Annotated in this window: 22 protein-coding genes, 1 tRNA gene and 1 riboswitch; of the genes, 14 read left to right on the top strand and 9 right to left on the bottom strand. The window is 64.1% G+C overall.

What is annotated here, in order from left to right; genetic code table 11:
• Positions 1-25 precede the first annotated feature (25 nt).
• Both GT753_RS11800 and GT753_RS11795 read left to right on the top strand, forming a co-directional pair.
• A complete protein-coding gene (locus GT753_RS11800; protein ID WP_021505838.1) occupies positions 26-1,456 on the top strand; it encodes an MFS transporter in 1,431 nt (476 codons plus the stop codon).
• Between the two features lie 17 nt (positions 1,457-1,473).
• A complete protein-coding gene (locus tag GT753_RS11795; RefSeq protein WP_015378415.1) occupies positions 1,474-2,691 on the top strand; it encodes an acyl-CoA dehydrogenase family protein in 1,218 nt (405 codons plus the stop codon).
• Positions 2,692-2,699: 8 nt separating this feature from the next.
• On the opposite strand, the gene GT753_RS11790 is transcribed toward GT753_RS11795, so the two are convergent.
• A complete protein-coding gene (locus GT753_RS11790; protein WP_021505837.1) occupies positions 2,700-3,335 on the bottom strand; it encodes a flavodoxin family protein in 636 nt (211 codons plus the stop codon).
• A gap of 115 nt (positions 3,336-3,450) precedes the next feature.
• Between GT753_RS11790 and GT753_RS11785 the strand changes: the two genes are divergently transcribed.
• From GT753_RS11785 to GT753_RS11775, 3 genes are all read left to right on the top strand, one after another.
• Positions 3,451-4,347: a LysR substrate-binding domain-containing protein gene (locus GT753_RS11785; RefSeq protein WP_082996628.1), complete on the top strand. Its 897-nt coding sequence runs from the start codon at positions 3,451-3,453 to the stop codon at positions 4,345-4,347.
• Between the two features lie 69 nt (positions 4,348-4,416).
• Positions 4,417-5,004, top strand: coding sequence for a nitroreductase family protein (locus GT753_RS11780; RefSeq protein ID WP_015378412.1), 588 nt, complete (start codon positions 4,417-4,419; stop codon positions 5,002-5,004).
• Between the two features lie 130 nt (positions 5,005-5,134).
• Positions 5,135-5,428, top strand: coding sequence for a DUF2623 family protein (locus tag GT753_RS11775; RefSeq protein WP_015378411.1), 294 nt, complete (start codon positions 5,135-5,137; stop codon positions 5,426-5,428).
• 13 nt (positions 5,429-5,441) lie between these two features.
• Here GT753_RS11775 and GT753_RS11770 read toward each other — a convergent pair whose 3' ends face one another.
• On the bottom strand, positions 5,442-6,011 hold the full coding sequence (locus GT753_RS11770; RefSeq protein WP_015378410.1) for an XRE family transcriptional regulator: 570 nt from the start codon (positions 6,009-6,011) through the stop codon (positions 5,442-5,444).
• Between the two features lie 38 nt (positions 6,012-6,049).
• On the opposite strand from GT753_RS11770, the gene GT753_RS11765 reads away from it, so the two are divergent.
• Positions 6,050-6,568, top strand: a complete 519-nt coding sequence (locus GT753_RS11765; protein WP_015378409.1) for a GNAT family N-acetyltransferase — start codon at positions 6,050-6,052, stop codon at positions 6,566-6,568.
• A gap of 17 nt (positions 6,569-6,585) precedes the next feature.
• Positions 6,586-7,026, top strand: a complete 441-nt coding sequence (locus GT753_RS11760) for a DMT family transporter (RefSeq protein WP_015378408.1) — start codon at positions 6,586-6,588, stop codon at positions 7,024-7,026.
• Positions 7,027-7,083: 57 nt separating this feature from the next.
• On the opposite strand, the gene GT753_RS11755 is transcribed toward GT753_RS11760, so the two are convergent.
• Positions 7,084-7,159, bottom strand: a tRNA-Asn gene (locus tag GT753_RS11755).
• A 62-nt stretch (positions 7,160-7,221) separates the two neighbouring features.
• Between GT753_RS11755 and GT753_RS11750 the strand changes: the two genes are divergently transcribed.
• Positions 7,222-7,446 (top strand): hypothetical protein, encoded by a 225-nt coding sequence (locus GT753_RS11750; RefSeq protein WP_130054808.1) that lies wholly within the window; start codon positions 7,222-7,224, stop codon positions 7,444-7,446.
• Positions 7,447-7,497: 51 nt separating this feature from the next.
• Positions 7,498-8,421: a nitrogen assimilation transcriptional regulator NAC gene (gene nac, locus GT753_RS11745; protein WP_015378407.1), complete on the top strand. Its 924-nt coding sequence runs from the start codon at positions 7,498-7,500 to the stop codon at positions 8,419-8,421.
• Positions 8,422-8,457: 36 nt separating this feature from the next.
• Here nac and GT753_RS11740 read toward each other — a convergent pair whose 3' ends face one another.
• Together GT753_RS11740 and opgB are read right to left on the bottom strand one after the other, a co-directional pair.
• Positions 8,458-9,921 carry an AMP nucleosidase gene (locus GT753_RS11740; RefSeq protein WP_015378406.1) on the bottom strand — a complete coding sequence of 488 codons (1,464 nt, stop codon included), beginning with the start codon at positions 9,919-9,921 and terminating at the stop codon, positions 8,458-8,460.
• 137 nt (positions 9,922-10,058) lie between these two features.
• Complete coding sequence (gene opgB, locus GT753_RS11735; RefSeq protein WP_160125598.1) at positions 10,059-12,362, bottom strand: phosphatidylglycerol--membrane-oligosaccharide glycerophosphotransferase; 2,304 nt, start codon at positions 12,360-12,362, stop codon at positions 10,059-10,061.
• A 286-nt stretch (positions 12,363-12,648) separates the two neighbouring features.
• Between opgB and GT753_RS11730 the strand changes: the two genes are divergently transcribed.
• Positions 12,649-13,389: a transporter substrate-binding domain-containing protein gene (locus GT753_RS11730; protein WP_004935461.1), complete on the top strand. Its 741-nt coding sequence runs from the start codon at positions 12,649-12,651 to the stop codon at positions 13,387-13,389.
• On the opposite strand, the gene GT753_RS11725 is transcribed toward GT753_RS11730, so the two are convergent.
• Genes GT753_RS11725 through tenA form a run of 4 tightly spaced genes read right to left on the bottom strand, consistent with a single transcriptional unit; the run spans position 13,390 to position 16,545 of the window.
• Positions 13,390-14,325: an ABC transporter substrate-binding protein gene (locus GT753_RS11725; protein ID WP_044030898.1), complete on the bottom strand. Its 936-nt coding sequence runs from the start codon at positions 14,323-14,325 to the stop codon at positions 13,390-13,392.
• 35 nt (positions 14,326-14,360) lie between these two features.
• Positions 14,361-15,128, bottom strand: a complete 768-nt coding sequence (locus tag GT753_RS11720) for an ABC transporter permease (protein ID WP_015378402.1) — start codon at positions 15,126-15,128, stop codon at positions 14,361-14,363.
• Positions 15,125-15,865 carry an ABC transporter ATP-binding protein gene (locus tag GT753_RS11715; RefSeq protein ID WP_033632644.1) on the bottom strand — a complete coding sequence of 247 codons (741 nt, stop codon included), beginning with the start codon at positions 15,863-15,865 and terminating at the stop codon, positions 15,125-15,127. Before GT753_RS11715 ends, GT753_RS11720 begins: the two co-directional genes overlap by 4 nt.
• Positions 15,862-16,545, bottom strand: a complete 684-nt coding sequence (gene tenA / locus GT753_RS11710; protein ID WP_025303400.1) for a thiaminase II — start codon at positions 16,543-16,545, stop codon at positions 15,862-15,864. Before tenA ends, GT753_RS11715 begins: the two co-directional genes overlap by 4 nt.
• Before the next feature lie 62 nt (positions 16,546-16,607).
• Positions 16,608-16,710: riboswitch (TPP riboswitch) on the bottom strand.
• 150 nt (positions 16,711-16,860) lie between these two features.
• On the opposite strand from tenA, the gene GT753_RS11705 reads away from it, so the two are divergent.
• The 4 genes from GT753_RS11705 to gap all read left to right on the top strand — a co-directional run bounded on the left by GT753_RS11705 (position 16,861) and on the right by gap (position 20,821).
• Positions 16,861-17,883 (top strand): LLM class flavin-dependent oxidoreductase, encoded by a 1,023-nt coding sequence (locus GT753_RS11705; protein ID WP_015378399.1) that lies wholly within the window; start codon positions 16,861-16,863, stop codon positions 17,881-17,883.
• 13 nt (positions 17,884-17,896) lie between these two features.
• Positions 17,897-18,631, top strand: a complete 735-nt coding sequence (locus GT753_RS11700) for an SDR family NAD(P)-dependent oxidoreductase (protein WP_160125597.1) — start codon at positions 17,897-17,899, stop codon at positions 18,629-18,631.
• Between the two features lie 126 nt (positions 18,632-18,757).
• The gene (locus GT753_RS11695) at positions 18,758-19,732 is read left to right on the top strand and encodes a GlxA family transcriptional regulator (RefSeq protein ID WP_004935441.1); all 975 of its coding nucleotides are present in this window, start codon (positions 18,758-18,760) and stop codon (positions 19,730-19,732) included.
• 78 nt (positions 19,733-19,810) lie between these two features.
• Positions 19,811-20,821 carry a type I glyceraldehyde-3-phosphate dehydrogenase gene (gene gap, locus GT753_RS11690; RefSeq protein WP_033632647.1) on the top strand — a complete coding sequence of 337 codons (1,011 nt, stop codon included), beginning with the start codon at positions 19,811-19,813 and terminating at the stop codon, positions 20,819-20,821.
• The last annotated feature ends 38 nt before the right edge of the window (positions 20,822-20,859 follow it).

The raw sequence follows: 20,859 nt of genomic DNA, 5'->3' as shown, positions 1-20,859 counted from the left end.
ACCTGCCAATTACAACGAGGAAGCTATGAGTACCTTAAATATCGATACCGCGCCGCCGTTATCTGCGCCCATCGGCTCCGCCAGCGATGTGGCGCGTTTGATTAACCAACGCAGCGAGAAAAATACCCATGCGCGCATGATCGTGCTGTTGGCGCTGGGCGGTGTTTTTCTCGATGCCTATGATCTGACCACGCTGTCTTACGGCATCGATGACGTGGTGCGTGAATTCAGCCTCAGCCCGCTGCTGACCGGGGTGGTAACTTCTTCGATCATGGTCGGGACCATTCTCGGCAACCTGGTCGGCGGCTGGTTGACCGACAAGTACGGCCGCTATCAGGTGTTTATGGCCGATATGCTGTTTTTTGTGGTTTCCGCCATCGCCGCCGGGCTGGCGCCCAACGTCTGGGTGCTGATCGGCGCGCGCTTTTTGATGGGTATTGGCGTCGGCATCGATTTGCCGGTGGCGATGGCCTATCTGGCCGAATTCTCCAAATTCTCCGGCAAGGCCAACAAGGCGTCGCGCCTGGCGGCCTGGTGCCCGATGTGGTACGCCGCTTCGTCGATGTGTTTTCTGATCATCTTTGCGCTCTATTTTCTGTTGCCGGCCGAACATGCGAACTGGCTGTGGCGCGCCTCGTTGATTTTCGGCGCGGTGCCGGCGCTGCTGATCATCATGGTGCGCAGCAAGTTTATGAACGAGTCGCCGCTGTGGGCCGCTAACCAGGGCGATTTGAAAGAGGCGGCGCGCATCCTGCGTGAGTCATACGGCATCGCCGCCCATGAGGCGGAACCTGACGCCGCCCAACCGGCGGCGGCGAAGGTCAGCTTCCGCGTGCTGTTCCGCAAGCCGTACCGCGAGCGCACTCTGGTCTCCTGCGTGATGAACGTTTGCATTTCCTTTGAATACACCGCCATCGCCTTCTTTCTGCCGTCGATTCTGGCGCAGTTTCTCGGCGCCGGGGTGTTTGAAACCCTCTCCGCCTCGCTCGGGCTGAACGTGTTGTTCGCCTTTACCGGTGGCCTGCTCGGCATGCGTCTGGCATGGAAGTATCCGTCGCGCCACGTGGCGATCGCCGGATTTGCGCTGCAGTTTATCGCGCTGATTGCCCTGGCGTTGATCGGGCATCCGCAGGCGGCGTTCGGCGTTGGGCTGGCGATCCTGATGTTGGGCCTATGGCTGTTCGCCGAAGGCTTCGGCCCCGGCGCGCAGATGATGATTTACCCGGCGCTCTCTTACCCGACGGCGATCCGCGCCACCGGCGTCGGTTTCGGCCGTTCGCTGTCCGGTATCGGCAGCGCGCTGGCGCTGTTTATTCTGCCGATTTTGCAGGCGCGCTTCGGCACCGACATGTTTTGGATTGTTTCACTGGCGGCGGCGATCCCCATCGTCTTCCTGCTGATCATTCGCTTCGAACCGACGGCGCGCGATATCGACGATCTGGCCGATCGCGCTTAACCACAGAGGACACTGACATGACGCAACACCTGTTATCCACCGGAGCAGACTACGCACAGCTGGCCGCGCGATTTCGGCCGATCTTCGCCGAAATCGCCGCCGGGGCGGTGGAGCGCGAGCTGTCGCGCACGCTGCCGCATGAACCGATCCGTTGGCTGAAAGAGGCGGGGTTCGGCAGGGTGCGCATCCCGCGTGAAAAGGGCGGCGACGGCGCTTCGTTGCCGCAGCTGTTCGAACTGCTGGCCGAACTGGCGGAGGCGGACTCTAACCTGCCGCAGGCGCTGCGGGCGCATTTCGCCTTCGTGGAAGATCGGCTGAACGCGCCGGACGGCCCGGAGCGCGATCGCTGGTTCGAACGCTTTCTCGACGGCGAGCTGGTCGGCAGCGGTTGGACCGAGATCGGCGGCGTGAAGCTGGGGCAGGTCAATACCCGGGTAACGCCGCAGGCCGACGGCTGGTCGCTCAACGGCGAGAAATTTTACAGCACCGGCAGTCTGTTTGCCGATTGGATCGACGTGTATGCCGAGCGCAGCGACAGCGGCGGCCCGGTGATCGCTTTGGTTAACGTCGCCCAGCCGGGCGTAGAGCGCGACGACGACTGGGACGGATTTGGCCAACGCACTACCGGCAGCGGCACCACGCGTTTTATTGATGCGCAGGTCGAGCAGGCGCACGTCTATGACTTTGCCGAGCGCTTCCGCTACCAAACTGCGTTCTATCAGCATGTGTTGCTGGCGACGCTGGCGGGGATCGGCCGCGCGGTGCTGCGAGACGTCGGCGAGGGCGTGAGGCAACGTAAAAGGATCTATAGCCACGGCAACGCCGGTTGGGTGAAGGACGACGTGCAGATCCAGCAGGTGGTGGGGCAAATCAGCGCCTGGGCCTATGCGGTCGAGGCGACGGTGCTAAAAGCGACTTCCTCGCTGCAGCAGGCTTATGAGGCGCATCGATCCGGCGATGAAGCGCTGCTGCAGGCGCTTAACGTGACGGCGGAGCTGGACGCGGCCAGGGCGCAGGTCATCGCCGGGGAGTGGGTGCAGCGCGCCGCCGGTGAATTGTTCAATGCGCTCGGCGCTTCAGATACCCGTACCGGCAAGGCGTTGGATCGCCACTGGCGCAATGCGCGCACGCTCTCTTCACATAATCCGGTGATCTACAAGGCGCGCAATATCGGTGACTGGGAAATTAACCGCCATACGCCGACCTTTATCTGGCAAATCGGCAGTGGCGGTTGAGGCCGTGGCTATTCCGTCCAAACCTGCGTGCTGCGCGGGCTGTCCATCTGATAATCCGAGTAGGGGCGGGTGAAGAACTCGCGCCCCAACTCGCGGGCGGCCCGCAGCGGGTTGCGCGGATCGCGGGCGATCTCGCCGCGCTGGTTGCCGGCGCCGTGCACCAGTCCGACGAAGGCGGAATGGGTGTAGCGGCTGAACTCCTGGATCTGATGCACGATGCCCAGCGCCGCGCCGGGATAAGTTTCTTCCGACGCCACCGCCAACCCGATGCGTTTGCCGCTCATGCGTTGGTGCACCTGTTCCGCCTGAGGGTAGGCGTTGGAATAGAAGCTGAACGAGCGATCGAAAAAGGCCTTGGTTTGCGCCGACATGCCGTACCAGTAAATCGGCGTGCAAAATACCGCGCCGTCGGCCGGCAGGAAGTGCTCCAGGAACAGCTCGGCGTAGCGATCGGCCGGCGGCGGCGCGTGGCGCTCATCGCTGAGAAAACCGCTCAGGTAATCGTCGAGAAAATGCAGGCTGGCGGAAGTGCCGGCTTCGGCGGCGCCCGCCATGATCGCCTGCGCCAGCGTGGCGCTGTTGCCGTCGCGGCGCGGGCTGCCGATCAGCACCACCAGGCGCTTGGATTGATGAGCTGTATTCATGTCATACTCCTTGGTGTGAAGTGAACTCAGCCTTAATCTAGAAGCGAACGTCTGCAGGCGACAAATGACGGTTTTTCTGCCAGGATGAACTCAACTCATCCCAAGAGGCTTCGCCATGTTCGCTACGCTGCCCGTCAACGCGTTACGCACCTTTGAATCCGCCGCTCGCCTGCGCAGCTTCAAGCTGGCGGCGGCCGAGCTGGCGGTGACGCCGACGGCGATTTCGCACCAGATCAAGGCGCTGGAACAGCAGCTGGGTTTTGCGCTGTTCGAGCGGGTGCCGCGCGGCGTGCGGCTGACGGCGAAGGGCGAAACGCTGTTTGCCGGCGTGCACGGCGCGCTGCTTGATGTCGCCGCCACGCTTGAGGGCCTGCGGCCGCAGCCCAGCAGCGGCTCGCTGTGCGTCTCGGTGACGCACTCGTTCGCGGCGCTGTGGCTGGTGCCGCGCCTGGGGCGTTTCTACCAGGCGCATCCGCACTATCTGGTGCGCCTGGAGGCCTGCGCCGAGGTGATCGACCTGCAGCAGGACGCCAGCGTGGATGTGGCGGTGCGCTACAGCCGCGCGCACTATCCCGCGCTGCATCAGGCGGCGCGGCTGGAGGAAAGCTTTGGCGTCTACGCCGCGCCGGGGCTGGCCGCCGCTCCGCCGGAAAATCCGGTGCTGATCACCGTCAAGTGGGGGGATTCGGCGCTGTACGACAGCGGCTGGCATGACTGGTGCCGGGCCGCCGGCGTGGACTGGTGGCAGCGCCATGCGGCGATGCGCAGCTATCACGAGGAGCATTACGCCCTGCAGGCGGCGGTGGCCGGGCAGGGATGGGTGCTCGCCAGCTCGGTGATGGTGTCCGAGATGGTGGACAACGGTCTGCTGGTGGCGTACCGGCCGGAGGTGCGCGTACCGGGCGCCGCATACAGCGTGCTGTGCGCCCCGGGGCGCGAGCGGCATCCGCCGGTCAGGGCGTTTCTGGCCTGGCTGCGGCAGGAATTGCCGCAGGACAATGGCACGAAATAAAAGTTTTACCGTCCTAAGCTGTGGGAATATCAGCGAACTTTTGTTTTTACTTCACTGCGAGAACCTATCATGAGCCAGCCAAGAATCTCCGATTACCCGATTGACGCGCAATTTATCGAGCGCTGGTCGCCGCGCGCGATGACCAACGACGCCATCGACGATCAAACGCTGCTGAGCTTCTTTGAAGCAGCGCGCTGGTCGCCTTCGGCCTACAACATTCAGCCGTGGCGCTTTGCCTACAGCAAGCACGGCTCCGACAGCTGGGAGAACTACCTGGAGTTCCTGATCGACTTCAACCGCGGCTGGGCGCAACACGCCTCGGCGCTGGTGGTGATCGTCTCCAAAACCACCAGCCTGAACGGCGAGCGTCTGGTGGACAACCCGACCCATGCATTCGACACCGGCGCGGCCTGGGCCAACCTGGCGCATCAGGCGCATCTGAAAGGCTGGCTGACCCACTGCATGAGCGGCATTCACCACGATAAGATCAAAGCGGCGTTGCAGCTGCCGGACGACTATGCGGTGCACGCCATGGTGGCGATCGGCAAGCCGGGCGACAAAGCCCGCCTGCCGGATTTCCTGCAGGAGAAAGAAGCGCCGTCGGGCCGCCTGCCGCTCGGCAAGACCGTCAGCGAAGGGCTGAATTTCACGCTGTGATTGCCCGCTTTCTCGCAGGCCCGCTTGGCGGGCCTTTTTTATGCGGCGAGTAAAACTTAGGGAGTATGTTCTCGTTCGCTCATTCGCTGTATATTTTGTTATATAGCGATTGTGCGGTGAGGAGGAACCCGTGGGAGATCATTTTGGCAAAGGGTTGTTGGCGGGGTTAAAGGTGGAGAACCTGAAGCCGGAGGCGGAGCTGTCGCGCTTTTGCTCCGACTACAAGCGCGGTTTCGTGCTCGGTTATGCGCACCATTTGGCGCAGCGCTGCGGCGACGAGAACCGGGCGGCGTTCGAGGCTGGGCAGCTCAGCCGTGCCTATGGCCTCGGCCGCGAGCCGATGAGCGAGTTCTTCTCCGGCGGCGACAGCCGGTTGGCGGAGAAGTTTTTCCACGCCGGCTATAACCAGCCGACGCCGGGGTAGCGCCGGTGAGCCGTCAGGCGGCGCTCAGCACCGCCACCATATACACGCATGCCTCATCGCTTTGGTTTTCAAAGCGGCAGTCCGCCGGTGGGCCGAGCTCCAGGCAGTCTCCTTCGGCCATTTCATGGCGCGCGTCGCCCTCAAGAAAGACCAGTTCGCCGGATAAAACCCAGATCAGCTGACGCTTGAAGGCATACACCGAAGCCGGCATCGGGATCGCTGCGCCGGCCGGCAGTTCGATGCGCACCAGATCGAGCGGCAGATCGGTGCGCGGCGACACGTGGCGCCGCACGTAGCCGCTCTCCGGATCGACCCAGACCGGTTGATCTTCCCGGCGCAGCAGCCGGCCTTCCTGCGTTTCCGCGCGGGCGATCAGTTTGGACATGCTGAGACCGAACGCCCCCGCCAGTCTGCCCAACAGCATCGCCGTCGGGCTGCTCTCGCCGCGTTCGATCTTATGCACCATCGCCCGCGATACGCCCGCCCGTTCGGCCAAATCGGACAGCGACCAGTGGCGCGCCTCGCGTTCAATGCGAATGCGCGCGCCGATCAGCTGATTTAGATTGTCTAATTTAATATTCATATCGTAGTATTATAGTGGACAATTGGCCGGGGTAAACCATGATTATACGAAATGCGACGCTCAACGATAGCGCGGCGATTGCCGCTATCTATAACGACGCGGTGTTGAACAGCACCGCCATCTGGAATGAACAAACCGTGGATGCGGCCAACCGCGCGGCGTGGATCGGCGAGCGGCAGGCGGCGGGCTACCCGGTGCTGGTGGCGGTGAACGCCGCGGACGAGGCGATCGGCTACGCGTCGTTCGGCGACTGGCGCGCCTGGGATGGTTATCGCCATACCGTGGAACATTCGGTGTATGTCCATCAGGCGCATCGTGGCGCAGGGATTGGCAAGTCGTTGCTGCTGGCGCTGATCGCACGGGCGCGGGAAATCGGCAAGCACGTGATGGTGGCCGGCATCGAATCCGGCAATCAGGCCTCGATTAAGCTGCATCTGGCGCTGGGGTTTCGCGACGTGGGGCGCATGGAACAAGTGGGCGCCAAATTCGGCCAATGGCTGGATCTGACCTTCCTGCAGCTGAGGCTCGACGAGCGGGCGACGCCGCCCGCGCGCTGATCCCGGGAGACAGGGCGATGAATATGCTGTTACTGCTGATCGCGGCGGGAATGGGGCTGGTGGTGCAGAATCTGCTGATGGTGCGCATTACCGAAAGCGTTTCGACCATCCTCATTACGCTGGTGATCAACTCCAGCGTCGGTTTGTTGTTGCTGGTGGGGTTGCTGCTGGCCAAAAACGGCCTCGGCGCGGTGGCGGAAGTGACCGGCGCCGCCAGGTGGTGGATGCTGTTGCCGGGGCTGTTGGGATCGCTGTTCGTGTTCGCCGGCATTCTGGGTTACCAGAAGCTGGGGGCGGCGGCCACCATTTCGATCCTGGTCGCCAGCCAGCTGTGCATGGGGCTGTTGGCCGATGCCTATCGCGCCGGTCCGGCGGCGCTGCGTGAGAATCTGCCGGCGCTGGTCGGCGCCTTATTGCTGGTGGCGGGCGCCTATCTGGTGGCGAAACGCAGCTTTTGACGGCGGCTGAAAGGCAAAAAGCCCGCTCGGGTTTCCCTGAGCGGGCTTCTCTAAATTTGGCTCCTCTGACTGGACTCGAACCAGTGACATACGGATTAACAGTCCGCCGTTCTACCGACTGAACTACAGAGGAATCGTTGGAACGGGGCGAATAATAGCGGGGCGGTTGCGGCTTGTAAAGCGTGAAAACGCCCGATGCGTTCGTTTGCTGCAAGATTGCCCAACCTGCTGCTTTTTCTCGCTTTTGTCGCTTATCCCGCGCGCAGCGCCGTCGAATTGCCCGTTGTGTGGCGCATTTGCCTGCCGATGGTGCAACGGTTGCCCTGCGCGGTGGCGCGCGCCGCCCGGCGAACGGCCATTTACCGCCTTGTACCCCGCTTCCACGGCCGTTTACCGACTCTGGCCTGGATCTTGCTGTGATTGCATGACCGGATTTCGGCATTCTCAATTTAGCGGCTCGCTGGAGGCACTATGAATTTCAGACGTCTGAAGTACTTCGTGAAAATCGTCGATATCGGCAGCCTGACCCAGGCAGCGGAGGTGTTGCACATCGCCCAACCGGCGCTCAGCCAGCAGTTGGCGACGCTGGAAGGGGAGCTGAAGCAGCAGCTGCTGATCCGCACCAAGCGCGGGGTGCAGCCGACCGAGGCCGGCAACATTCTGTATGCCCACGCGCAGACCATTCTGCGCCAGTGCGAACAGGCGCAGAGCGCGGTCAACAGCGCCGGGCAGGCGATGAGCGGCCAGGTGTCTCTCGGGCTGGCGTCGGGCAGCACTGCGGCGCAGCTGGCGCTGCCGCTGTTGCAGACCCTGCGCGATCAGCAGCCGGGCATCCTGCTCAGCCTGCATGAAAACGGCGGCGCGGCGTTGGCCGGGCAGGTGGCTAACCAGACGCTGGACATGGCGATGGTCTACGGCGCCAAAATGCCCGCCGGTCTGCACGCCATCGCATTGATGCGGGAAGATCTTTATCTGGTGGCGACGCGCGCGGTGCCGCATCCCGGCAACAGCGTCGAGCTGCTGGACGTGGCGCGGCTGAACCTGTTCCTGCCGCGCGAGGGCGATGCGGTGCGCAACCAGCTGGAGGAGGCGATGGCGCTGCGCAAGCTGGCTGCCAACGTGGTGGGGGAGATCGAATCCTCGGGCGCGCTGAGCGCCGCGATCGCCAGCGGGTTGGGGGCGACCGTGCTGCCGGAATCGGTGGCGCGCGCGATGATCGGCCCGGCCAAGGCCTGGATGGCGCGCATCAATGCGCCGACGATGTCGGTGCCGCTGTCACTGTGCATGTCCAGCCAACAGGGGCTGTCCGCCCCGGCGCTGCTGGTGAAAGACCTGTTGCTGTCGATCGCCGGCGGCCGCAGCCAGGAGAAGCGCGCGCTGGCGCTGGTGCGTTGAGGAAAAAACGGCCCGCCGCAGCGGGCCTGAGCACCGTTAGCGGAACGGCGGTTCGTTGAAGGTGCGCAGCTTGCGCGAGTGCAGGCGATCGCCCTCGGCGCGCAACAAATCGATGGCGCAGATGCCGATCTGCAGGTGCTCGGAGATCGCCCCTTCGTAGAAGCGGTTGGCCTGGCCCGGCAGTTTGATCTCGCCGTGCAGCGGTTTGTCGGAGACGCACAGCAGCGTGCCGTACGGCACCCGGAAGCGATAACCCTGAGCGGCGATGGTGGCGCTCTCCATGTCGACCGCCACCGCGCGGCTGAGGTTGAAGCGGCGCGCCGAAGCGGAGTAGCGCAGCTCCCAGTTGCGATCGTCGGTGGTGACGACGGTGCCGGTGCGCAAACGCTGTTTGACCTCTTCACCGGGCATGCCGCTGACCATCTTGGTGGCGTCATACAGGGCGCGCTGCACCTCGGCGATGCTCGGGATCGGGATATCCGGCGGCAGCACCGCATCCAGCACGTGATCGTCGCGCAGATAGGCGTGGGCCAGCACGTAATCGCCGATCTTCTGGCTTTCGCGCAGGCCGCCGCAGTGGCCGATCATCAGCCAGGCGCTCGGGCGCAGCACCGCCAGGTGATCGCAGATGGTCTTGGCGTTGGATGGGCCGACGCCGATGTTGATCAGCGTGATGCCCTGGCCGGTGCGCGAGATCAGGTGATAGGCCGGCATCTGGTGGTTTTTCCACGCCAGATCGGACACCGCCTGCTCCGGGGCGCTGGTTTCCGGCGTGATGTAGGTGCCGCCGGCGCTGGAGAGCGCGATGTACGGGCTGGCCGGATCGGCGATCTGGGCGCAGGCCCAGCGCACGAACTCGTCCACATAGCGGGTGTAGTTGGTGAACAGCACGAACGGTTGAAAATGTTCCACCGGCGTGCCGGTGTAGTGCCGCAGACGCGCCAGCGAGAAATCCGCGCGCAGCGCATCGAAATGCGACAGCGGGAAATGGTTGTCGGTGGCGTGGTACAGGCCGTCGGCGGTCTCGTCACCGATCTGCGCCAGCTCGGTGGTGGGGAAATGCTGCGCGATGCCGGCGCTCATTGAGCGATCGAGCGCCAGGCTGGAACCGTCGATGACATAAGGGAACGGGATCTCCTGCTGCGACGGCGCCACTTCGATATGGGCGGCGTAATCGTGTTCCAGCATCGCCAGCTGTTCGGCCAGATAGTGGCGGAACAGCTGCGGCCGGGTCACGGTGGTGCTGTAGCTGCCGGGATGGGTAAAGCGGCCGAAGGCGCGGGTTTTGCTCGGGCCGGATTGCTGCCCGTCCCAGCTGACGCGCAGTTCGGGATACACGAACAGCCCGGCGGCGCGCGCTTGTGCATCCGGCAGCGTGCCGTGGCTGATAAAGTCACTGACCGCCTGCCGCAGCGCGTCTACCGCGGCGTCATACAGGGCTTCCAGTTGATCGAGTGCCTGATCGGCGCTGAGGCCGCTGCGAGGTGGGGCATAGCTCATACTTTCTCCTTGGATGTCCCGGCTCTGTGGCGGGGTTGCGGCGTTTTACCGTCACAGGTTAGCCGAAGAAGGGCGTAAAAGCTTGGTCGAAATGACGGGCGCGGCAAAGAAAATACCGCGCCCGTGAAGGCGGGGGATCAGGAGGCGGGAGCGCCCGCTTCGACCTTCAGCGACACCAGGCCGATGCCCAGCTTCTTCGGCGTGAAGCCGCCGCTGGCGCTCTCTTTTGGCTCGGTCGGCGCCGGCGGAGTAATGCTGATCTTCTGCGCGCCGCGCGGGTTGTCGAAGCGCAGGGTGACGGTGCTGTCCTGTTCACCGAGCGACACGAAGCGCTCTTCGTCGCCGACGCGCACCGAAATCGGTTCGCCGACGTTGTTGCCGTAGGCGCGGGCGCGCAGCACCAGATCGAAGCGCTTCGGCAGCGGATCGACGTAATCGATGTCGACCGCCGGCGCCAGATTGGCGTCGGACCAGCGGCCCCATTCCTCGACGGCGGAGACGCCGGTGATGGCTTTCACCTGTTCCGGCATGCCGGGCAGCATGAACTCGATGGCGTCCGCCCGGTATTTCACCGCCGCGTCGTCCACCTGCAGGCGGGCGACGGCGTTTTGATAATCGGCGACGCTGTCCGCCGCCGGGCCGGAGAAGTTCACCTTGCCGTTGAAGCGTTCGCCGCTGGCCTGCGCGATCTGCGGCGGCGAGGCCAGGGTGCCCGAGGCCACGCAGATGTCGGTGCTCAGCGCCAGCTGCGGCGCCCAGACCCGGCCGATCTCGTAGCATTTATCGACCCAGACGAATTTCTCCCCCGCCCCCAGCCCGGCCAGCTGCTTGCGCAGTGGGGTGGAGAGGTAGACGTTGAACATCGGTTCGATGCGGTTGTCACCCACCCGCAGGATGAACGGCACCTTGTAGGTGACGCCGGAGAAGCTGAAGCTGCGTTGGCGCGTATCCACGCTGTAGTCGCTGATGCGGTTCGGCAGGCCCCACTGATTGATCACCGCCGGTTTCCAGCCGTTGATCTTCTCTTCGATGTTCAGGAACACCGTAGACAGCGACGGCGCCGACAGGCTGCTGCGGCCAAGGCCGATGTAGTTGTCGCCGCCCATCACGTCCAGCACCGTGGCGCCGTTGTCCAGCGTGCTGCGCTTCTCGTTGCGCTGTTCCGCCAGCGGCCGGGTGCCGTCGATGATGAAGAACAGGTTGCGGCGCTTCTGTTTGGTCAGGATATCGTAGGCGGTGTTGTTCATCGCCAGATGATCGGAGGACACCACGATCACGGTATTGCTGAAATAGGGCGAGCGTTTGATCTTGTCGATCAGCGCGGCGATGTGTTGCTGGCTGCAGGCTACCGCGCTCAGCGAGCGGTTTTCCTTGTTCTGCCAGGCGTAGCTTTTCTTGCTGCAGCCGGCGGAGATAAAGCCGTCCGGGTGATGGGTATCGACGGTCAGGGTGAACAGCGAGAACGGCTGGCGCTGTTTGGACAGCTCGACGAACTTGCCGTACACCACGTCCAGCACGCTGTCGTCGTACCAGCCCCAGTCGTTTTTGTAGCTCGGATCGGCGACCCGATCGCGCAGCTCTTTGAAGCCGTAAACGTGGTCGAAGCCGTGGGATTTCAGGAAGGTGTCTTTACCGGCGAACGCCAGCTCGGCGCCCTGATAGAAATAGTTGCTGTAGCCGGCGGCCTTCAGCACGTCGCCCAGGCAGACGTTCTCCGGGTAGAAGGTGGAGACCGCGCTGGAGGCGTTGCCGTCGAAGGGCGCGAACAGCGGAATGCCGCACTGCGAGGCGACCATGCCGGCGATGGTGTAGCCGGTGCCCGGCAATTGCTGGGTATTGCTGAAATCGATGCTGTCCGTGCGCAGGGCGTTCAGCTCGTCGGCCAGGCCGGGAAACAGCTCGGTATCGAAGTAGGTGCGCTCCAGACTCTCGGCATAGATGTACACCAGGTTCGGCCGTTTGCCCTGCACGGTCTTTTTCGGCGCCTTGTAGTAGGTGGTGAAATCGGCGGTATCGCCGACGATCTGGCTCTTGACCAGCAGCGAGATGTCCTGAAACGCCGGGGTGGTGCCGACAGAAAACAGCGCCAGCAGCACGGCGACGACGCTGTAGGCCACGCTGCTGCCTTTGGCCTTGCGGCGCAGCAGGCTGCGGGCCAGCACCGCGAAAATCACCCCCAGCGCCGCCAGCAGGCCGATAAACGGCAGCACGTATTTGCTGATGCCCGCGCCTTTGAGGCTGCTGGTGACGGTGTAGATCACCGCATCGGTGATGCCGTCGCCGGTGAAGTAGTTGCTGGCGATCAGGATGACGTTCAGCACCAGATAGCTGCCGAGCAGCGTCAGCAGAATGGCGAACCACCAGCGGTTGGCGGCGGCCCGGGTGCGATAAATCAAAATCGACGCCAAAAAGAGAACAAACGAAACGACTGCTAAAACCATCCGCCAAACCTTGTCTGATTGAAATAAAACCGTTGCTGCCCTGGTTTGCGCCGCCGAGCGTGCCGCGGCGCGAAAAGTGAAGGGTATAGCCTATTGCCGGCGGCGGAACAACGCGCGATCTCCCGCTACGGCCGACGAGCGGCGGCTATTGTACATTTTTATGACAATAGTGTGACGTTAATCACACCGACGGCGGCCGCGGCGGCGAAAGCTTGCTGGTCGGAGGTTTCGCTCTACGCTTAATGAGCGCCACGACGGTGCATCCATCAGCCATTCAGGAGGAAGTATGCAGACAATCCCCGCAGCGGTACTCGACGATCTGGCCCCGCAAGGCGTGTTGCGCGCAGCGATCAACTACGGCAATCCGGTGCTGGCGCAGGCCGGGGCTGATGGCAAACCGCAAGGCGCTTCGGTGGAGCTGGCCGCCGCGCTGGCTCGCGAACTGGGCGTGGCGCTGGAGCTGGTGACCTATGACGCGGCTGGCAAGGTGTTCGCCGATCTGGACAGCGGCGCCTGGAACCTGGCGTTTATGGCCATCGAGCCGGTGCGCGCGGCGCAAATCGCCTTCAGCGAACCCTACGTGATCATCGAGGGGACTTATCTGGTGGCGAACGACGCGCCTTACTCTGAGGTGGCGCAGCTCGACCGGCCGGAGGTGCGCATCGCGGTCGGGCAGGGGGCGGCGTACGATCTGTTTTTATCACGCACGCTGCAGCAGGCGCAATTGGTGCGGGCGGCAACCTCCGCCGAGGCGATCGCGCTGTTTTTCGAACGGGGGCTGGAGGCGGCGGCCGGCGTGCGTCAACCGCTGTTGGCCGCCGCGGCCGCCCATCCCGGCTACCGAGTGCTGGACGGACATTTTACCGCCATCCGCCAGGCGATGGCGGTGCCGCGGCAAAACACGCAGGGCGCCGCCTACGTGAACGCGTTTATCGAACGCTGCAAGGCCAATGGGCTGGTGAAGGCGGCCCTGCAGCGCAGCGGCCAGGGCGAGGTGACGGTGGCGCCGCCGGCCGCCTCGGCGTGATCAGTTCAGCTCCACCGCGTACTGGTCTACCGGGGTGATTTTCTTGATCAGCTTATTGTCGAACAGGAACTGTTCGTAAGCCTGGTAGCGGGCCCGATCCAACTTGGCCGGATCGCGGGCGAACAGCGGCAGGCTGGCTTGCCACGCCTGTTTGTTCAGCTCGGTATTTAGCTCCGGGTGCGCCTTGGCGAACGCCAACCAGGTGTCCTGCGGGTGCGCGTGCAGGTAGTCGCTGCCTTGCTTCAGCGCGGCGAGGAATTTGCGAATTTTCGGCTCGTTCACCGCATCGCGGTTGGCGACGATGATCAACTCGTCGTAGGCCGGCACGCCGTAGTCTTCGACGTTGAACACCACAGGCTTTTTGCCCTGCAGCTTCAGCTCCAGCGCTTCGATATTGCGGTAGCCGCCGATCACCGCATCGACCTGGCCCGCCAGCAGGGCGCTAGTCAGTTGGAAGTTGACGTTGATGAGCTTGATATCCTGCGGTTTGAGATGCTCGTGTTCGACCATGGTGGCCAGCGTCGCCTGTTCGATGCCGCTGACCGAGTAACCCACCGTTTTGCCTTTGAGATCCGCCGGCGAGGTGATGTTTTTATCCAGCGCGATCACCGTATTCAGCGGCGTGTTGATCAGCGTGCCGACGCGCATCAGCGGCAGGCCCTGATCGGCGAAGAAATGCAGCTGCGGCTGATAGGTGATGGCGAGGTCGGCCTGTTTGGCGGCCACCAGTCGCGGCGGCAGCGCCGGATCGGACGGCGGCACGATCTTGACGTCCAGCCCTGCGGCCTTGAAGGCGCCGATCTGCTCGGCCACCATAATCGGCGCGTGATCGGGGTTGATGTACCAGTCGAGCACCAGCGTCAGCTTGTCGGCCGCGCCGGCCTGGCCGGTGATGGCGGCGCCGAGCAACAGCCCGCAGACGGTTTGTTTGATCATGGTCGTTCCTTTATCCCTGGTTATGGTTGCAATCATCAGTCGTTTTCCGGCGCCCAGGCGATCAGGCGCCGCAGCAGCGCATCCACCGCGGCCCACAGCAGCACGGTCATCAGCACCAAAATAAACAGTGCGGCGAAGCAGACGTCGGTCTGCATGCGCGCATTGGCGTTCAGCATCACATAGCCCAGCCCTTCGGCCGAGCCGACCCATTCGCCGATGATGGCGCCGATGGGCGCGACGGCGGCGGCCATGCGCAGGCCGGAGCCGAAGGCCGGCAGCGCCGCCATCAGCCGCACGTGCCGCAGCTGCGCCCAGCGCGAAGCGCGCATCGTGCGCGCCAGATCGAGGTAGTCGTTGTTGACCCGGCGCAGCCCGTCGAAAAAGGCCGACACCACCGGGAAGAAGATCACCAGCACCGCCATCGCCACCTTGGCGCTCATGCCGAAGCCGAACCACAGCACCAGCAGCGGGGCCAGGGCGAACACCGGTATCGCCTGGCTGGTGAGCACCAGCGGCATCAGCCAGCGCTGCAGGCGCGGCGAGAAAATCATGCACAGCGCCAGCGCCGCGCCGAGCAACACACCCAGAACCAGCCCGCTGACGATTTCCGAAGCGGTGACCAGCGTGTGCCAGGCGAGATAGCCGCGCCCGTCCCACAGCGCCTGCGCCACTGCGCCCGGCGTGGGCAGCAGAAAGGCCGGGATGCCGCTTTGCGCCGCCAGCCACCACAGCAGCAGCAGGCCGACGAATACCGTCAGCCCGCGCCGCAGGCGGGTGAGTCCACGCTCTTGGGCACTATTCATTGTGCTGCCCTCACCAGCTGCTGCAGCAGCTCGGCCTGGCTTTTCAGCAGGTCGGCGTCATCCGGCGCGCGCGGCGGTAGCCCGCTGATGCGATGAGTATCGTCGAGGCCCAGCGGCCAGGGCGACAGCACCAGCAGCCGGTGGCTCAGGCGGCAGGCTTCCATCGGATCGTGGGTGATCAACAGCACGGTATTTTGCGCCAGCAGCTCGGCGGCCAGGCTCTGGATCTCGGCGCGGGTAATGGCGTCCAGCGCGGAAAAGGGTTCGTCCATCAGCACGATCGGCTGGCGTTCGTAGAGCGTGCGGGCGATGGCGGCGCGCTGGCGCATGCCGCCGGACAGCGAGGCTGGCAGGCTGCGGCCATGCGCGGCCAGGCCCACGCGCTCCAGCAGGTGCGCCGCCCACGCCCGATCCGGCGTTTCGCCGCGCAGCCGCGAACCGAGGGCGACGTTCTCCTCGATGGTCAGCCACGGGTAAAGCAGATCTTTTTGCCCCATGTAGGCGATGCGCCCGGCGATCGGCAGGCCGTCGCTGCCGGTCACCGAACCAGAGCTGGCCTGCGCCAGGCCGGCGATGATCTTCAGCAGGCTGGTTTTGCCGGCGCCGCTGGCGCCGAGCAGGGCGACGAAGCTGCCGCCGGCGATGTCGAAGCTCAGCCGGTCGAAGACGATGTGCTGACCGAAACGCAGGCTGAGATCCCGCACCTGGATACCGGGCGGGAGAAGCGGAGAGGTCATGAGGCGTTCAACCCCATCTGCCAAAATGCCGACTCCAGTTGGGTGGCGGTGGTGAAAATCTGCGCCAGCTCGGTGAAGCGATCCTGTGCGCCGCGCTGGTGGCCGACGGTCTCGAGCAGCTCGATGGCGGCGCGCACGCCGGCCAGATAGCCCTCGTCGCCGTAGTTGCGGATCCAGGAGGCGTAAGGATTGCCCTCCATCTGGGTGGCTGGATCGTGCAGCAGCCGCAGGCCGATTTCGGCATAGCCGGCCACGCAGGGCAGCAGACCGGCCAACAGATCGAGGGCGTCGCCGGCATGGCCGATGTCCAGCACGTAGCGGGTATAGTTCATGGTTTCCGCCGCCTCCGGCTGGGCGGCGATCTGCGCTTCGCTCAACCCCCATTCGGCGCAGTAGGCCACGTGCAACGGCAGCTCGGCGACGATGCCGTTGAGCGAGGCGGTGGCGGCGCGCATCTCCGGCAGGGTGCGCAGCTTACTGACCAGCAGCGCGTAGGCGCGGGCGAAGTGCAGCAGGAACAGATAGTCCTGGGTCAGGTAGCGGCGAAAAGCGCGTTCAGGCAAGGTGCCGGCGGCCAGCTGCTGCAGAAACGGGTGATCGACGTAGTCCTGCCAGTGGCTGCCGGCATGGTGGCGCAACCGGCCGTAAAGACCGCTTTCGAACAGGGTGGTGATGGACATGGGACCTCCTTGAGTCAGTGGAGATCCGGGCACGCTGAGGTATGAACAGGCAACGGGTAATCGCGTTGTTGCCTAACCGTCCCTTCGCTGGCATGACCCAGATCAGGTTCAAAGGGTTCGGCTTGCGCCATCTCAGCCCGTAACAGGACACCCCTCGGAGCTGCCTGTTATACGACATTTGTTTTTTGATTACAATCGCCGGGCGGCGCGGCGGCAATCGGTTCGTTTAGTGCGATCGGGGGCGATTTTGCTGGCGCAAGGCGCGCGGTTTTTGTCACTGTAGGCCGATGATTTTGCTTTTGAGGACGATGCCCGATGAAAAAGATTGGTTTTCTCTCGTTTGGCCACTGGACGCCTTCCGCCCAGTCCGGCACCCGTTCCGCAGCGGATGCGCTGCTGCAGTCCATCGATCTGGCGGTTGCCGCCGAAGATCTGGGGGCGGACGGCGCCTATTTTCGCGTGCACCACTTCGCGCGTCAGCTGGGATCGCCGTTCCCGCTGCTGGCCGCCATCGGCGCCAAAACCCAACGTATCGAGATCGGCACTGGCGTGATCGACATGCGCTATGAAAATCCGCTGTACATGGTGGAGGACGCCGGCGCGGCGGATCTGATCGCCGGCGGGCGGCTGCAGCTCGGCATCAGCCGCGGCTCGCCGGAGCAGGTGATCGACGGCTGGCGCTATTTCGGTTACGCCCCGGCCGAGGGCGAAACCGACGCTGACATGGCCCGCCGCCATACCGAAGTCTTTCTGGAAGCGCTGCGCGGCGAAGGGTTCGCTGAACCCAATCCGCAGCCGATGTTCCCCAATCCGCCCGGGCTGTTGCGGCCGGAGCCGTTTTCCGCCGGGCTGCGCGATCGCATCTGGTGGGGCGCCGGTTCGAACGCCACCGCCGTCTGGGCGGCGAAGCTGGGCATGAACCTGCAAAGCTCGACGCTCAAGAATGACGAGACCGGCGAACCCTTCCATATCCAGCAGGCCAAGCAGATCCGCGCCTATCGCGCCGCCTGGCAAGAGGCCGGCCATGCGCGCGAGCCGCGGGTTTCCGTGAGCCGCAGCATCTTTGCGCTGGTGGATCAGCGGGATCGCAATTACTTCGGTGGCAGCGGCAAAGAGGGCGATCAGCTGGGATATATCGACGCGCAGACCCGGGCGATCTTCGGCCGCAGCTATGCCGCCGAGCCGGACGCGCTGATCGAGCAGCTGGCGCAGGACGAGGCCATCGCCGAAGCGGATACGCTGCTGCTGACCGTGCCTAACCAGCTGGGCGTGGATTATAACGCCCACGTTATCGAATCGATTTTAACCCATGTCGCGCCGGCGCTCGGCTGGCGCTAAACGGAGGAGTGGCATGTCACGCATTTTCATTACCGGTTCGGTCGACGGGCTGGGCCGCGCCGCCGCGCAAACGCTGTTGGAGGAAGGGCATCAGGTGATCCTGCATGCGCGCGCCCCCGGCCGTCTGGAGGCGGTGCGCGATCTGCTGGATAAAGGCGCGCAGGCGGTGATTGGCGATCTGTCCGAGGTGCAGCAGATCCGGCAGGTTGCCGAGCAGGTGAATCGCATCGGCCGCCCGAATGCGGTGATCCACAACGCCGGCATGTTCACCGGGCCGCAGGTGATGCCGGTGAACGTGATGGCCCCCTATCTGCTGACGGCCCTGATCGAACGCCCCGATCGCATCGTCTACCTGAGCAGCAGCATGCACTTTGACGGCGTGGCGGAACTGAACGGCGTGGACTGGCTTGGCGGCGCAGCCGGCTCCTATTCGGACAGCAAGCTGTTCGTCACCGCGCTGGCCGCCGCCGTGGCGCGCCTGTGGCCCGGCGTCATCAGCAGCGCGGTCGATCCCGGCTGGGTGCCGACCAAAATGGGCGGCGCGGATGCGCCCGACGATCTGGCGCTGGGACACGTGACGCAGGCGTGGCTGGTGAGCAGCGATGAACCGCAGGCACTGGCGTCCGGCGGCTATTGGCACCACCAGCAGCGGTTTGAACCTCACGCGGCGGTGCACGATGAGGCGTTTCAAACGGCGCTGCTGGCGCAATTGGCGCGCGCCGGCGGGGTGAACCTGCCGCAGACTTGATGGCCGTTCCTTCCTGGCCCGTCGGTGATTATCGGCGGGCTTTTTTATACCCGCAGGGTGAACCGACGGGGCTTTTCTTATACAGTGGTTGCCTGGCCTGTTTTGATTGTTATTTATATTATCGCCATGCACTCATTCCTGATTATTGTCCCTGAAGGGGGCATGCTGTTCGAAGCGGCGGGCATCGCCGATATCCTGATGCAGGCCAATCGCCTGAGCCCTGCCGAGACGCCGCTGTATCAGATCGCGGTCGCCACCACGCAATCTCACCGGGTGGTGCACGGCCTGTCCGGGCTGAGCCTGTTGGCCGATCATCGCCTGGCGGATCTCGATCCGGCCCTGCCGCGCGATACCGTGATCGTCGCCGGCAAGGGGGCGACCGAAGAAGAGGGTGCTCTGGTCGCCGATTGGCTGCGCCGCGCGGCGCCGCAGGCGCGCCGTATCGCTTCCGTTTGCGGTGGCGCACTGCTGCTGGCCGAAGCCGGGTTGCTGGACGGGCGGCGGGCGACCACCCACTGGCGGCTGGCGGAAACGCTGCAGGCGCGCTTCCCGCGGGTGCAGGTCGAAAACGGCCCAATCTACGTGCAGGACGGGCCGATCTGGACCTCCGGCGGCGTCAGCTCCGGCTTCGATCTGACGCTGGCGCTGGTGGAGGATGATTACGGCTTCGTGCAGGCGCGCGAAGTGGCACAGGACCTGGTGATGTTTCTGCGCCGCCCCGGCGGGCAGGCGCAGTTCAGCCGCTATCCGCTCAACCAGGCCAAATCGCCGGGGCCGATCCGTGACCTGCAATCCTGGATCCTGGAAAACCTCGCCGACGATCTCAGCGTCGATCGGTTGGCCGAGCGCGTGGCGATGAGCCCGCGCAACTTTACCCGGGTGTTCACCCGCGAGACGGGCATTTCTCCCGCCAAATTCGTTGAAGAGGGGCGGTTGCATACCGCCAGGCAGCGCCTCGAACAGAGCGCGGAAGGTATCGAGCAGATTGCCCTGGCCACCGGCTTCGGCAACGGCCTTAACCTGCGGCGGGTGTTTGAGCGCAAACTGCAGCTGACCCCGAGCGAATACCGCGAACGCTTTCATGCGCGCAATTTGGCGTAAATTGATTGGTAAACGTCATTTACGCCGCTTCTGGTCGGCGCTAGATTTTAGGCAAAGTCCACAAATGAGGAGTGCATCATGGTGAGAGTAGGCATTAACGGCTTCGGCAGGATCGGGCGCAACGTGCTGCGCGCGGCGCTGGGGCGCAGCGATTTTGAAGTGGTGGCGATCAACGATCTGACCGACAGCAAGACGCTGGCGCACCTGCTGAAATACGACACGCTTTCCGGCACGCTGGCGGCCAGGGTGGAAGCCGGCGACAACCAGCTGCTGCTGGACGGCCGGCCGATTCAGGTGTTTTCGCAGCGCGATCCCGCCGAAATCCCCTGGAGCAGCGTGGGCGTGGACGTGGTGATCGAAGCGACGGGCTTCTTTACCGATAAAGCCAAGGCGGAAGTGCACATCACGCACGGCGGCGCCAAGCGGGTGATTATCTCAGCGCCGGCCAAGAATGACGACATCACGCTGGTGATGGGGGTTAACGATCACCTCTACGATCCGGCGCTGCATAAGGTGGTCAGCAACGGCAGCTGCACCACCAACGGGCTGGCGCCCGCCGCGCAGGTATTGCATCAGGCGTTCGGCATCGAATACGGCTTGATGAATACCACGCATGCCTATACCAACAGCCAGGCGCTGCACGATCAGCCGGAAAAAGATCTGCGCGGCGCGCGGGCGGCGGCGGAATCGATCGTGCCTTACTCCAGCGGCGCGGCCAAGGCGCTCGGCAAGGTGATCCCCGAACTGGACGGCCGCCTGACCGGTTATTCGCTGCGGGTGCCGGTGCCGGTGGTTTCCATCGTCGATCTGACGGTGACGCTGAAGCGCCCGGCGACGGTGGAGGAGATCAACGCCGCTTTCCGCGCGGCGGCGGCGTCCGGCCCGCTGAAAGGGATCCTGGGGTACAGTGACGAACCGCTGGTATCGAGCGACTATCGCGGCGATGCGCGTTCGTCGATCATCGACGGCCTGTCCACGCTGGTGATCGGCGGCAACCTGGTGAAAGTGCTCGCCTGGTATGACAACGAATGGGGCTTCTCCAACCGCTTGGTCGATCTGGCGCTGCTGATGGAACAACGCGGGCTGTAAACGCCCAACAGCAAAAAGCCCGCTTAAGTTTCCTTAAG

The organism is Serratia sp. Z4, assembly GCF_009900725.1.
Lineage (GTDB): Bacteria > Pseudomonadota > Gammaproteobacteria > Enterobacterales > Enterobacteriaceae > Serratia > Serratia nematodiphila.
The sequence above is the reverse complement of the archived record's forward strand: the minus strand, read 5'-3'. Positions and strand labels throughout refer to the sequence as shown.

Excerpts from the sequence above, each read along its gene's own strand:
- GT753_RS11765 (WP_015378409.1), top strand. The coding sequence starts at position 6,050 with ATGATTATACGAAATGCGACGCTCAACGATAGCGCGGCGATTGCCGCT.
- GT753_RS11770 (WP_015378410.1), bottom strand. The coding sequence starts at position 6,011 with ATGAATATTAAATTAGACAATCTAAATCAGCTGATCGGCGCGCGCATT.
- GT753_RS11700 (WP_160125597.1), top strand. The coding sequence starts at position 17,897 with ATGTCACGCATTTTCATTACCGGTTCGGTCGACGGGCTGGGCCGCGCC.
- GT753_RS11785 (WP_082996628.1), top strand. The coding sequence starts at position 3,451 with ATGTTCGCTACGCTGCCCGTCAACGCGTTACGCACCTTTGAATCCGCC.
- GT753_RS11790 (WP_021505837.1), bottom strand. The coding sequence starts at position 3,335 with ATGAATACAGCTCATCAATCCAAGCGCCTGGTGGTGCTGATCGGCAGC.
- GT753_RS11800 (WP_021505838.1), top strand. The coding sequence starts at position 26 with ATGAGTACCTTAAATATCGATACCGCGCCGCCGTTATCTGCGCCCATC.
- tenA (WP_025303400.1), bottom strand. The coding sequence starts at position 16,545 with ATGTCCATCACCACCCTGTTCGAAAGCGGTCTTTACGGCCGGTTGCGC.
- GT753_RS11715 (WP_033632644.1), bottom strand. The coding sequence starts at position 15,865 with ATGACCTCTCCGCTTCTCCCGCCCGGTATCCAGGTGCGGGATCTCAGC.
- GT753_RS11780 (WP_015378412.1), top strand. The coding sequence starts at position 4,417 with ATGAGCCAGCCAAGAATCTCCGATTACCCGATTGACGCGCAATTTATC.
- GT753_RS11740 (WP_015378406.1), bottom strand. The coding sequence starts at position 9,921 with ATGAGCTATGCCCCACCTCGCAGCGGCCTCAGCGCCGATCAGGCACTC.
- GT753_RS11695 (WP_004935441.1), top strand. The coding sequence starts at position 18,758 with ATGCACTCATTCCTGATTATTGTCCCTGAAGGGGGCATGCTGTTCGAA.
- GT753_RS11760 (WP_015378408.1), top strand. The coding sequence starts at position 6,586 with ATGAATATGCTGTTACTGCTGATCGCGGCGGGAATGGGGCTGGTGGTG.
- GT753_RS11750 (WP_130054808.1), top strand. The coding sequence starts at position 7,222 with ATGCGTTCGTTTGCTGCAAGATTGCCCAACCTGCTGCTTTTTCTCGCT.
- GT753_RS11725 (WP_044030898.1), bottom strand. The coding sequence starts at position 14,325 with ATGATCAAACAAACCGTCTGCGGGCTGTTGCTCGGCGCCGCCATCACC.
- GT753_RS11730 (WP_004935461.1), top strand. The coding sequence starts at position 12,649 with ATGCAGACAATCCCCGCAGCGGTACTCGACGATCTGGCCCCGCAAGGC.
- GT753_RS11720 (WP_015378402.1), bottom strand. The coding sequence starts at position 15,128 with ATGAATAGTGCCCAAGAGCGTGGACTCACCCGCCTGCGGCGCGGGCTG.
- nac (WP_015378407.1), top strand. The coding sequence starts at position 7,498 with ATGAATTTCAGACGTCTGAAGTACTTCGTGAAAATCGTCGATATCGGC.
- GT753_RS11795 (WP_015378415.1), top strand. The coding sequence starts at position 1,474 with ATGACGCAACACCTGTTATCCACCGGAGCAGACTACGCACAGCTGGCC.
- GT753_RS11705 (WP_015378399.1), top strand. The coding sequence starts at position 16,861 with ATGAAAAAGATTGGTTTTCTCTCGTTTGGCCACTGGACGCCTTCCGCC.
- opgB (WP_160125598.1), bottom strand. The coding sequence starts at position 12,362 with ATGGTTTTAGCAGTCGTTTCGTTTGTTCTCTTTTTGGCGTCGATTTTG.
- gap (WP_033632647.1), top strand. The coding sequence starts at position 19,811 with ATGGTGAGAGTAGGCATTAACGGCTTCGGCAGGATCGGGCGCAACGTG.